At 38.0% G+C, this 12,521-nt stretch carries 14 protein-coding genes; 12 read left to right on the top strand and 2 right to left on the bottom strand.

The window, feature by feature from the left end:
- The first annotated feature begins 50 nt into the window (after nt 1–50).
- From BM398_RS01225 to BM398_RS01175, 11 genes are all read left to right on the top strand, one after another.
- Nucleotides 51–470 carry a hypothetical protein gene (locus BM398_RS01225; RefSeq protein WP_026666771.1) on the top strand — a complete coding sequence of 140 codons (420 nt, stop codon included), beginning with the start codon at nt 51–53 and terminating at the stop codon, nt 468–470.
- A gap of 47 nt (nt 471–517) precedes the next feature.
- Nucleotides 518–2,080 carry a biotin/lipoyl attachment domain-containing protein gene (locus BM398_RS01220; RefSeq protein WP_242949730.1) on the top strand — a complete coding sequence of 521 codons (1,563 nt, stop codon included), beginning with the start codon at nt 518–520 and terminating at the stop codon, nt 2,078–2,080.
- A gap of 117 nt (nt 2,081–2,197) precedes the next feature.
- On the top strand, nt 2,198–2,725 hold the full coding sequence (locus BM398_RS01215) for a cell division protein SepF (RefSeq protein ID WP_026654882.1): 528 nt from the start codon (nt 2,198–2,200) through the stop codon (nt 2,723–2,725).
- A gap of 60 nt (nt 2,726–2,785) precedes the next feature.
- On the top strand, nt 2,786–3,892 hold the full coding sequence (gene aroB / locus BM398_RS01210) for a 3-dehydroquinate synthase (RefSeq protein ID WP_092336075.1): 1,107 nt from the start codon (nt 2,786–2,788) through the stop codon (nt 3,890–3,892).
- A gap of 25 nt (nt 3,893–3,917) precedes the next feature.
- On the top strand, nt 3,918–4,460 hold the full coding sequence (gene lspA / locus BM398_RS01205) for a signal peptidase II (RefSeq protein ID WP_092336074.1): 543 nt from the start codon (nt 3,918–3,920) through the stop codon (nt 4,458–4,460).
- Between the two features lie 12 nt (nt 4,461–4,472).
- On the top strand, nt 4,473–5,399 hold the full coding sequence (locus BM398_RS01200) for an RluA family pseudouridine synthase (RefSeq protein ID WP_092336073.1): 927 nt from the start codon (nt 4,473–4,475) through the stop codon (nt 5,397–5,399).
- A gap of 50 nt (nt 5,400–5,449) precedes the next feature.
- A complete protein-coding gene (locus BM398_RS01195; protein WP_175531790.1) occupies nt 5,450–6,085 on the top strand; it encodes a cytidylate kinase-like family protein in 636 nt (211 codons plus the stop codon).
- A 161-nt stretch (nt 6,086–6,246) separates the two neighbouring features.
- A complete protein-coding gene (locus BM398_RS01190; protein ID WP_092336072.1) occupies nt 6,247–6,576 on the top strand; it encodes a hypothetical protein in 330 nt (109 codons plus the stop codon).
- Nucleotides 6,577–6,728: 152 nt separating this feature from the next.
- Nucleotides 6,729–7,778 carry a M42 family metallopeptidase gene (locus tag BM398_RS01185; RefSeq protein WP_092336071.1) on the top strand — a complete coding sequence of 350 codons (1,050 nt, stop codon included), beginning with the start codon at nt 6,729–6,731 and terminating at the stop codon, nt 7,776–7,778.
- Between the two features lie 22 nt (nt 7,779–7,800).
- Nucleotides 7,801–8,574: a PHP domain-containing protein gene (locus BM398_RS01180; RefSeq protein WP_092336070.1), complete on the top strand. Its 774-nt coding sequence runs from the start codon at nt 7,801–7,803 to the stop codon at nt 8,572–8,574.
- 181 nt (nt 8,575–8,755) lie between these two features.
- Complete coding sequence (locus BM398_RS01175; RefSeq protein WP_175531789.1) at nt 8,756–9,772, top strand: tyrosine-type recombinase/integrase; 1,017 nt, start codon at nt 8,756–8,758, stop codon at nt 9,770–9,772.
- An 83-nt stretch (nt 9,773–9,855) separates the two neighbouring features.
- Here the strand turns inward: BM398_RS01175 and BM398_RS01170 are convergent, their stop codons facing one another.
- Together BM398_RS01170 and BM398_RS01165 are read right to left on the bottom strand one after the other, a co-directional pair.
- Entirely contained in the window at nt 9,856–11,091 is a 1,236-nt protein-coding gene (locus BM398_RS01170; protein ID WP_092336068.1) for a D-alanyl-D-alanine carboxypeptidase family protein, read from the bottom strand.
- Nucleotides 11,092–11,249: 158 nt separating this feature from the next.
- Nucleotides 11,250–11,669 carry a LysM peptidoglycan-binding domain-containing protein gene (locus BM398_RS01165; protein ID WP_092336067.1) on the bottom strand — a complete coding sequence of 140 codons (420 nt, stop codon included), beginning with the start codon at nt 11,667–11,669 and terminating at the stop codon, nt 11,250–11,252.
- 170 nt (nt 11,670–11,839) lie between these two features.
- Between BM398_RS01165 and lexA the strand changes: the two genes are divergently transcribed.
- A complete protein-coding gene (gene lexA / locus BM398_RS01160; RefSeq protein WP_092336066.1) occupies nt 11,840–12,460 on the top strand; it encodes a transcriptional repressor LexA in 621 nt (206 codons plus the stop codon).
- Nucleotides 12,461–12,521: the final 61 nt, after the last annotated feature.

Raw genomic sequence — 12,521 nt, 5'->3', positions numbered from 1 at the left:
TCCTATAATTAATATATCGATAAAATACTTACTTGCGGGAGGGTATGCCGATGGTTCAGTTAATTGTTGGGAAAAAAGGAAAAGGAAAGACCAAATGCTTATTGGACAAGGTGAACACCGAGGTAAAAAATGTTCTCGGTTCCGTAGCCTTTCTCGATAAGAGTACCAAGCACATGTATGAACTTAACAATAAGATTCGTCTGATAGTCGTCTCGGAGTTTATGATAGAAAATTCCGATGAATTCATTGGTTTCGTCAGTGGTATTATTTCTCAGGACCATGATCTCCAGCAAATGTATTTTGACAGTTTTTTGAAAATATCCTGTCTTGAAGGAAAAGATATTTCCGGAACTATCGACAAGCTCGAAAAGCTTGGCGAAAAGTTTAATATTGATTTTGTTCTCAGTCTTTCAATGGATGAGTCAGAACTCCCCGAAAGCGTAAAATCAAAGGTTGTTATTTCACTTTAAATTTTAAGTATGAGATATTTGAGCCGCGGTTCACCGCGGCTCAATGTATGAAGAAGGTTAATAATATGGCCGGCCAGAATAGCCGTAAAATTACAAAGTATCCCAAAAACATAAATAATCTAAATATCGGAGTGGTTTTCTTTGTTGCCGTGGCAATATACATAATCATCAGTGTTGTTATTTACCTTGGCAAAGACCGCGTTATTCCTTATCAGGTTATGGACGGATCTCTTTCGACCAATAACATTTATGAGGCCATCGCTATCAGAAGCGAAAAGATCGTTCCGGCTGACCGTGCGGGCTATGTGTATTATATTGCATCCGAAGGTACAAGGGCAGCGGTCGGAGATCTTGTCTATACTATCGATGAATCGGGAAAACTTATTGAATATTTAAAATCACAGGGTTCGGAAGAAGTGGAGCTGAATGATGAGAGCATGTCGGAACTTCGTTCTCAGATCATGTCGTTCACTTCATCTTTTGATGAGAAAAATTTTTATACTGTTTATGATTTTAAGAGCGGACTTGACGGCACGGTGCAGAAGCTCTCAAACAGTAGTCTTCTTAATGACATTCAATCTCTTAATCTGAATAATTCAATCGCCAGAGTAAGTGCGCAGGACCCGGGCATAGTAATTTATTCAACCGACGGTTATGAAAATCTTACTCCCGATAGTATAACTCTTGAAAATTTTGATCAGTCAAAATATGAAAAGCATCAGCTTATAAATAATTCACTTGTAAAAAAGGGTGATCCGGTTTATAAGATCTGCGACAGCGAAGACTGGTCCATTATAATAAATGTAAAAGATGAAGAGCAGGCCAAAGAGCTTGAAAGTCATCAGTATGTTGATGTTAAATTCATCAAGAATCAGGATATTTCCTCGGCAAAGGTGTCTTCGTTCACTAACGGAAACGGTGATAAATTTTTCATGTTGTCTTTTACCAATTCCATGATTACTTTCTGCAGGGACAGATTCTTAAGCGTGGAGATTCTGACAGACAGTAATAACGGTCTTAAGATACCTAATTCCGCAATTGTAGAAAAGAGCTTTTTTACCATTCCTCATGACTTCATTTCCGAGAACAATGATGATACAACGAGCGTTCTTAGGGATAAATACGATGAGCAGGGAAATAAGACTGTTGAATCGGTCAATATATCAATTTATAATGAGGATGATTCCGACTGCTATATAGATACAGATTCGCTAAGAGCCGGAGATGTGCTTATAAAGCCGGATTCGACTGCAACGTTTACAGTAGGCAAAACGGGTACGCTTAAAGGCGTATATAATTATAATAAAGGCTATGCCGACTTCAAGCAGATTGAAGTACTATACAATAACGAGGAATACTCTATAGTTAAGTCTAAAACCAGATACGGCCTTAGAGTTTATGACTATATTATTCTGGATGCCGAATCATATGATAAAAATCTCAGATCCAAGGACGAACCTCAGGATTCACAGGACAATGAAGAAACTTCGGCTTCACAAGGATCGGCAGATGAGGCGGAGAGTGCATCTTCAGGTGATTCACAGGATTCAGAAGATTCTCAAGCGACAATTGATGAATCGGCAGATGGCGGTTCAACCGCAAATCCTTGACCAAAACCCAAGCAAGGAGCCCGTTTGTCACAACAGCGATTTGACATACGGTACAAATCTACGATAATATTAAGGTAGATTTTTGTTGGGATTATTATTATGAGGAGCATATAGATAATGAGCGTAATGGATAAGTTTTTAAAAGCAATACAGCTTACGGGAGATGATGAAAGCGGATATTACGATTCTGATGATGTCTACTATGATAGCAGTTCCAAAAACGATATATTTAGCAATACGACTCCTATTGGAAAGGATGTTCCTGCAATAGATCTTTCCGAGGAAAAAAAGAAGACAACTCCAAAAGTTGTTCCTACCAGATCAAGGAAGGCTTTATCTGCGGCAGGCATGGAGGTTTGCGTGATTAAACCTACTTCTGTCGAGGATGCAAGGGAGATAACGGAAACACTTTTGGCTAACAGGACTGTTGTACTTAATCTGGAAGGTCTTGATGTTGATATCGCACAGAGAATCATTGATTTTACTTCGGGTTCGACATTTGCAATATCAGGTAATCTTCAGAAAATTTCCAGATATATATTTATTATTACACCTGCATCTGTAGATATTTCAGGTGATTTCCAGAGTATTTTGAGCGGGACATTCGGTGGTGGAATTACAGAAGGACCACAGCAGATAGATTAAAAAGATCGAGGCTGTTGACACAGATAATAAGGTCAACAGTCTTTTTTTGAGGAGAATGTTATGGAAAAGACATTAAACGTATGCTATCAGGAGAAACCTTGCTATGACATTGTATATAGCAAAGACTTTTCAGACCTTGCTGATGAAATAAAGAAAATCGGTTTTGAGAACAGAAAAATCTGCCTTATCACAGATTCTAATGTAGATGGACTTTACTCAAATGAAGTATGTGATATACTAAATAAAGTTGCAAAAACTGTTATAAAGTGTGTAATACCCGCAGGAGAGGCAAATAAGAACCTCGATGAGATAAATAAGATATATGAACAGCTTATTTTGAATCATTTTGACAGGCATGATCTAATCGTTGCTCTCGGCGGCGGAGTTGTAGGCGATATGTCAGGTTTTACGGCTGCAACTTATTTAAGAGGAATTGCTTTTATCCAGATTCCCACAACGCTTCTGGCTCAGTCGGACAGCAGTATCGGCGGAAAGACAGGCGTTGATTACAAGGGATATAAGAACATGGTCGGAGCATTTTATATGCCGAAACTTGTTTATATGAATATATCAACTCTTAAGACACTTGACGAAAGACAGTTTGCTTCGGGTTTTGCCGAGGTTATGAAGCATGGAATCATTAAGGACAGCGAATTCTACACCTGGCTCATAGACAATATGTATGAGATTGATGACAGGGATATTGATACTCTTTTGGAGATGGTATACAGAAGCTGTCTTGTGAAGAAAGCAGTTGTTGAGAAGGACCCCACAGAGAAGGGCGAAAGAGCACTTCTTAACTTTGGTCATACACTCGGACATGCAATTGAGAAGTACAAAAACTTTGAGCTTATGCACGGAGAGTGTATTTCGCTCGGTTTTGTTGCGGCAGCATTTATCTCTTGGAAGAAGGGACTTCTTTCAATGGAGGAATATTATGAAGTAAGAGATATGCTTGTTCCGTTTAATCTTCCTATTTCTCTTGACAGTATTGACGCGGATGAGGTCATAAAACTTACAAAATCCGACAAGAAAGCTGATGCTGATAAGATCAAGTTTATCCTTATCAAGAAGATAGGCAGAGCCGTTATCGATACTACGGTTACGGATGACGAGATGAGAGCCGCTCTCGAAGAAATTGATTGGTCAAAAAAGGCCAATGAATAAATAGAGGTTTTACAGAGGATTTATTATGAACACAAATTTATCTAAAAAGAAAAAACTTTTTTTACTTTCCGATCTTGTACTTATTGTCTTGCTGATATTTTTCGATCAGCTCACAAAGCACCTTGCACTTGTACATCTTCAGGATAAGCCCGCAATCAAGATAATCAACGGGGTTCTTGAGCTTAATTTTTTGAAAAACAGCGGAGCTGCGTTTGGAATGCTTCAGAATCAGAAGGTTTTTTTCGTACTTATTGCCGCAATTATGCTTGTGGTTATCGCATACGTTCTTTTCAGAATGCCCGATGACAAGAAATATAATATTTTGCATATTGTTTTGGCACTTGTTGCAAGCGGTGCCGCAGGAAACATGATCGACAGAATACATAATGATTATGTTATTGATTTCATTTATTTTGTTATAATCAATTTCCCTATCTTTAATGTGGCCGATATTTATGTTACGGTTGCAACATTTATCTTTGCGGGACTGCTTCTTTTTTACTACAAGGATAACGACTTTGAATTTTTGAGCTTCAAGCAGCAGAAGAAATTCAAGGAGTTCAAATAAGGTATTTCGAGAATGGATGAAACAAATCTCTTTGAATGTGTAGTTACCGATGAATATGAAGGATACAGAATCGATAAGCTTATAAGTGAACTTATCGATTCTTTTTCGCGTTCTTATATAAAAAAACTTATCGATGATAAAAAGGTTTTTTGCAATGATAAGAATGTAAAGGCAAGTTATGTCGTATCTGAAAATGATGTGATAAAGATGGAGATTCCGCCGCTTGAAGTTCCGGAAATTGTACCGCAGGATATTCCTCTTGATATTATTTATGAGGATGAGGATGTGCTTGTTGTAAATAAGCCCAAAAACATGGTGGTACATCCGGCTCCCGGTCATTATTCCGATACGCTCGTAAATGCCGTTATGTTTCATTGCAAGAATCTATCAGGTATCAATGGCGTTTTAAGACCCGGAATCGTACACAGAATCGACAAGGATACGACAGGCTCCGTTATCATCTGCAAAAATGACGCATCTCACAGGGAAATAGCGGCTCAGCTCAAGGAACATTCTATAGACCGCATCTATCATGCCATTTGCTATGGAATAATCAAGGAAGATGAAGGCGATATCGATGCGCCGATCGGAAGAAGTCCTTCGGACAGAAAGAAAATGGCTGTCGTTTCAAAAGGCGGAAAAGAGGCGTTTACCCATTATCGCGTTTTGAAGCGTTTTGAGCAGGATAATATGACTTATATAGAGTGTAAGTTAAAAACAGGAAGAACGCACCAGATTAGGGTTCATATGGCGCATATCGGCCATCCTCTTTTGGGAGATGAGGTATATGCTCCCGGAAGAAAGAGTAAATTTAAGACAGAAGGTCAGTGTCTTCACGCAAAAACTCTTTCTTTTGTTCATCCGAAAAGCTCTGAATATATCGAGACAGATGCCCCTTTACCTGCATACTTTCAGCATTTGCTTGATGTTCTCAAATAAGGTAAGATATAAGTGAGAGTAAAGCTTTTTTATAAAAAGGGGTGATCTGTATGAATACGATAATCACTATCGGTAGACAGTTTGGATCGGGCGGAAGAGAAATCGGAGAGATGGTTGCCGATCATTTTGGAATAAAATGTTATGACAAGGAACTTTTATCAAGAGCTGCAAAAGAAAGCGGATTCTGTGAGGAAATGATCCAGAATCACGATGAAAGGCCTACAAATTCTTTTTTGTATAATCTTGTAATGGATACATATTCTTTTGGATATAATTCCTCTAGTTTTGTAGATATGCCGATCAGTCACAAGGTTTTCCTTGCACAGTTTGATACGATCAAGAAGATCGCTAAGGAAGAACCCTGTATCATTGTTGGAAGATGCGCAGATTATGCATTGAGCGACCTTCCGAATGTACTTAATCTTTTTATTTACGGTGATGAAGAATGTAAGATCAAGAGGATACGTGAGAGATTTTCAGATATCACATCAAACGAAAAAGCACGTGAGATGATGATAAAGAAAGATAAACAGCGTCAGAGTTATTACAACTATTATTCTTCCAAGAAATGGGGAAGAGCCGACAGCTATGATCTTTGCATCAATTCGAGCATTCTTGGAATTGAGGGCACTGTAAAACTGATAATTCAATATGTCGAAGATTACGAAGCCGGCAAAAAAGGCTGATATAATATGATATTATGAGCAAGATGGCAGTTCATCTTGCTCTTTTATGTTATTAAACAAAATATGGTATATTTTGAATTTTTCGTAAAATGGCTTAACTAAAATTCGTGTCTTCCGATATATAATTTGTATCTGAATAATTCCAGGGAGATAATTCATTTATGGATTTTAATTTTTTGGCATCGGTTGACAGTATTACAAACAAATATCTTAATCAGACTGCAATTTCATCTTTGAGTGAAGAGGATAAGAAGAAGTTTGGAGCTGATTTTGCCGAAGTATATGAGTCAATGACATCAATGAAACTCTTGAGTGCGAATCTTCGTTCAAGCTACGAGAATACTCATTCCGACGATCTGAACGAGCACGCATCAAGATTGGGGTATTCTATTGATAACAGGGTCATCAATATGCTTCACGTTCAGATTTCCGATGAAATGAATACAAAGGTTAAGTCTGCAATGGATAATGCAGTCAAATCTTTGCTGTAATAAACTTTATCAATTAGGTCTGTATCGCAGGATACAGGCTTTTTTCTACATTTCCAGGGTTATTCAAAGTTTTTAAATAAAGATTTTATCCTTTTTTGCTGGAATATTGCATTTTCCAAGAGTAGAATGTTTTGTTGAGGAGCGAAGTTAATATGAAGAAAAAAATTGAAAAAAAATATGTCGATTATCTTGTAAAGAAAACTGAAGAAATCGTAAATATCGATTCTCCTACAGGTTACACCGAAGAAGCAGCTTCTTTTGTAAAAAAAGAGTTTGAAGCGCTTGGTTTTAACGCTTACTACACGGTTAAAGGCGGTATTATCGTTGAGTTTGGCGGCAAAGATAAAGATAACGGGCTCCTTCTTGAAGCTCATGTAGATACGCTTGGCGGAATGGTCTCAAGGATCAAGCCAAACGGAAGACTGGAGCTTACCAATTTAGGTGGTATGAATCCAAACAATGCCGAGACTGAAAATGTAAAGGTCATAACCAAATTTAACGGTGAATACGAAGGCACTTTCCAGTTAAATGATGCTTCAATTCACGTAAACGGAAAGTACAACGAGCAGAAAAGAGAATGGAGCAGCTGCGAAGTTGTTCTTGATGAAGATGTAAAAGATGCAGACGATGTAAAGAAGCTGGGTATATCTATCGGTGATATAGTATGTTTTGATCCGAATTTCAGAGTGACAAAGAGCGGCTATATCAAATCCAGATTCCTGGATGATAAGCTTAGCGTCGGAATTTTATTTGCTTATGCAAAATATCTTAAAGATAATAATATCACCCCTGAAAGAGCAATATATGCCCATATAACAGTTTTTGAAGAAGTTGGCCACGGTGGATGCGGAAGCGTTCCAAAAGGCTGTACAGAGGTAATATCTGTTGATATGGGATGTGTCGGTGAAAATCTTGATTGTAGCGAAAAACAGGTTTCCATTTGCGCAAAAGACAGCGCGGGGCCTTACAACTACAACGTTGTAAAATCTCTTATCAAGGCTGCTATGGATAATGACATAGATTATGCCGTTGATGTATATCCATTCTACGGAAGTGACGCCGAAGCTTCACTCCGCGCAGGAAACGATCTTAGACACGGGCTTATAGGTGCCGGTGTTTATGCTTCTCACGGATATGAGAGAAGCCATAAAGATGGCGCAGAAAATACGCTGCGCTTATTGATAGCATATACGACTGACTAAAGGAGCACAAAAAGACAACATTATGAAGTACATTTATGAAACTCACATGCACACCAAGGAAGCGAGCGCCTGCTCAGGAACAGAGGCCCGCGAGTTCATTAAATATATGTCGGAGCTTGGCTACAGCGGAATTATTATTACAGATCACTTTTTTAACGGAAACAGCTGTGTTCCGAAAGACCTGCCCTGGGAGAAGAGGGTAGAGATGTACTGCAGCGGCTATGAACATGCACTGGAAGAGGCTCAGAGAACAGGCTCGGATCTGACTGTTATGTTCGGTATAGAATATAATTTTCACGGAGACGAATTTCTTCTTTACGGAGTGGATAAAAAGTGGCTTCTTGATAATCCGGACATTCTTGAAAAAGACAGATATGAAGTATACAAATGCGTTCATGAATATGGTGGAATCATGGTCCAGGCTCATCCTTACAGGGAAAGAGGCTATCTTAGCGAGATAAATCTGACACCTGACGTAAGTGACGGTGCTGAAGTATATAACGCATGTAATCCCGATTATCAGAACAGCCTCGGATACGAATATGCCGTAAGCAAGAACTTCAGAATGTCTGCAGGTTCCGATATCCATAATCCCGGACAACCCGATATGGGCGGCATGATGTTTGATCATAAGATAAATTCCATTGATGAATACATAAAAGCTTTTATGAACAATGAAGGTACACCTGTATTTATCCGTGACATTGAAAATAATAAAGAATTTAAAGAAGTTAAGAATGATAAAGCACTTACAATACCTACACAGGGACCGACTTTGGAAGTTATTTGGCATTAATTTGGATAGATTTTCCATGATTTTCTCGGCATGATTTTCTCTGATAGGGATGTAAATATACTTTTTCGCAAAATTCTAGTTTTACGAAAAACATATAGCGTGTTATAATAGATATATGGGTATTCTATGCCTATATATCTATTTTTATGCGAATGAAAGTCCTTTTTGGGGGAAATATAATATGCCAGATAACAAAAAACAATACTCTGATAAGATCAATGAGCTTCTAAGTGAAATGCCTGAGTTTGTTTCTGATTTCATATACAACTTCGGACGTGTCGAAAATTATGCGACCAAACTCGAATATTGTCGCGACATAAAGGTCTATCTTGAATTCATCGTAAGTTACCTTCCAAAGCATTGTGATAAAAACATTAAAGATCTGTCCATAGATGACGTGGCCAACATAGAAATTCTTGATATAAACAGATTCCTGACAACGCTTTCCGGAAATCATAAGGAATCAACCGTAAAAAGAAAACGCGCTTCATTATCCAGCATGTATGGCTTCTTTGTAGCTACGGGTAAAATGTCCCGTAATCCGATTGCCGCTACAAAGACAATCAAAATTCCAAGTAAAGATGTTATTTATTTAACAAACGATGAACAGCGCGTTCTTCTTGATACCGTAAGGCATGGAACAAATCTTCATGATTCTGTCGCAAAGGTCCATTATATATACGCTGACAGAGATTCAGCCATGTTCATATTACTTCTGGATACCGGCCTTCGTGTTTCCGAGATGCTTGATACGGATATTATAGATTATAATCTCGAAGAATGTAGTGTTGTTGTGACAAGAAAAGGCGGCGATACGCAGGTAATCTACTATTCCGATGAATGTCGCGATTATCTGGAGATTTACTTTACTTCCCAAAAGGCTAAATTTGGATTGACCTCCAAGAATCTTAAATTTCCCGCTTTCACTACTACTTCCGGCAACAGACTGGGAGTACGTGCGGTTGAGATTCTTGTAAAGAAATATGTTTCTGTGTGTCTCCCTGAAAAAGCAAGGATTATATCTCCGCACAAATTAAGATCCAGCTTTGCAATGAGCTTTTATGCCGCAAGTGACAATGATATTCTGCTTCTTAAGAAAAAAATGAATCATAAAAGCATTCAGACGACAAATATATATGCAAAAGCCTCTGATACAGCCATGAAAGAATCACGGTCATTGCTACAGGGATTAAGATGATATTTTGTATGGTTGCTTAAATAATTATGGATTGATATAAGAAAACTGCTTGAGAATTATTTTCCCAAGCAGTTTTCTTTTAATTATTTTGATGCTTCATTACTTGCAGCAATATTATCTTTGTTTTCTTCGGCGATTTGTTCGGGAGTTTTATCTACAAAAGTACTGTAAATAGCTACATGATCATATATACATCTCCATGAACTGTAAGCTTTCGCGGTTACACATATATAGTGTTTTCCCTGCGCAGATACTTCATAGCTGGCCGCACATGATCCGGCCTGGTGTACATATCCGGTCTTGGCACCAAGTACTGTACCCAAGGTGTCTTTATCTTCTATTCTTCTGATGAACAAGTTACTAATGCTTATTCCGTTCGGAGCAGCCTTTGTAGGCGAAGTGGTATACATTTTTGTATGTAAAACTTCATTACAAAGCTTGTTCTCTTCAGCAGCCTTTAGAATAATTGCTATATCCAGAGGCGTACAATAAAGATCCTCGTCAAAAATTCCGACACAGTTTGTGAAATGCGCAGAACCGGCAAGTCCGAGCTCTGCAACTTTCTGGTTCATAAGCTCTACGAAAGCCTCCTGAGAACCTGCAACATATTCAGCAAGTCCAATCGCTGCATCAGCACCTGATTTAAGAATCGTACCGTACATAAGATCGCGAACTGTCTGTTTGTCACCGGCTTCAAGACCAACGTTACTACAGTCGTTTTCTAAAACATATTGCACTATGCCTTCATTTATTTCATACTCGTCATCAAGACTTTTTATATGTTCGGCAGCAACCAAAAGAGTTAATATCTTGGTCATCGATGCCGGGAACATTCTTGTCTTGGCACCTCTTCCCGCAATAACTTTTCCTGTATCAAGATCAAGAAGAACGGCATACGAACTGTCTACATAATCTTCTTTATCTTTGTTATTACTGTTTAGATGGGCAACATTAGTCTCCATATAATCAACTTTATAGCCCTTAAAGAAAGCTCGTGCATCCTCGGATTTTTCCAAGAAAGGATTTAACTCGACTTCTTTTATTTCTGTATCAACAATATCATGTGATGCCTCATCATCGTCCCCTTGCTCGGTGAAAGCATCAAACGGTCCGTCCTTTGGTAAGGTTATATGGACTTTGCTCATGATAAATACAAAACCTGCTACAAGTAATGCAACTCCGGCTGCCAGTGAAGCTGTATGTACAAGTATTTCTTTTCTTCTTCTTAATTTATATTCTCTAACGGACAGTCTTTGACCGTTTCTTTTCCTGTAAGTTCTTCTCCCTAAAGAACGTCTTCTTTTTCTGCTATTTCTCAAATTATTAATTCCACCCTATAAAAAAATACAACAACTAAATGTTATCATTTTTTTATCTATTTGTTCAAGTGGAAAAAGCTACAAAATAATGCAAAAAAAACTTACATGCAGATAAAACTTGAATTTTTTGAACTATTTTTCTGTAAATTTGGTAAATTTTACTTAAATTCTGTTGAATAATACGGAACTATCAATGAATCTCCGGCAATTAATTCCGATGCATCCGCAAGATTGTTAATATTGCAAACTTCATCAATATAATCATTCATATCATAGTAATGCTCGGATGAATACATGTCTCCGGCTATTGTCCAAAGGCTGTCTCCGTAATTTACGGTTATTGACTTGTAATATTTATATTCGGGTGTATAAGTATCAGATTGTGCATCTGAATTAAAAGTTGACAAATTAAACATTATGATGAAAATCAATACAGATACGACAGCCATAAGCATAACAAACTGTCTTCTGACAATATTCCTACGTCTTATCTTATTATTTCTAATTCTGATCTCACTCTTACTGAAATATCTCGGATCATTGTATAAACTTGCTGCTATCCTCATTGCTTCGCTCATAATCTTCACCTCTCAGTATAATACGAACAAATATTTGCGAACAACCGTTCTGTTATCATAATATCGAACAAACATTCGCTTGTCAAGAAAAAACAGAACATATTTTCGCGAACAAATATTTGTGTTTTGAATTTCCCTATGATATACTTGGATTAGATTAGGAGGTTATTATGGACAAGAGCAAACTTACACCAATTCAGGAAAAGATCCTCGATTATATCAAGGAAGAGACATTAACAAAAGGCTTTCCTCCGTCAGTGCGCGATATCTGCGCTGCGGTCAATCTTAAATCAACATCTTCTGTTTTCACACATCTGGGTAATCTGGAGAAAAAGGGATATATAAAGCGCGACCCCACCAAGCCGCGTGCTATCACTATCTGTGATGACAGTTTCAATATGATAAGGACGGAAATTGTCAGTATTCCTGTCGTAGGCCAGGTTGCTGCAGGTACTCCTATCCTCGCGGAAGAAAATATCGATTCTTATATTCCGATTCCTGCATCAATGTGCCCTAAGGGCTCTGATGCATTTATACTGAATGTAAAAGGCGATTCAATGATCAATGCCGGAATATATAATGGAGATCAGATCTTTGTTGAGGTATGCAATACTGCCAAGAACGGCGACCAGGTTGTAGCTCTTATCGATGATTCCGCTACCGTTAAGACTTTTTATAAAGAGAACAATCACATCAGACTTCAGCCTGAAAACGATACTATGGATCCTATAATCGTTGATGACTGCAAGATTCTTGGAAAAGTATTCGGTGTAATGAGATTTTACAGATAAAATAATAAAAAAGTATATAAATAACGGTCGGTTTGATTCATATCAGAATCAGTCCGACCGT

The organism is Butyrivibrio sp. M55 (assembly GCF_900116865.1).
GTDB lineage: Bacteria > Bacillota > Clostridia > Lachnospirales > Lachnospiraceae > Butyrivibrio.
Note: the sequence above shows the minus strand (reverse complement) of the source record. Positions and strands in the feature narration are given on the sequence as shown.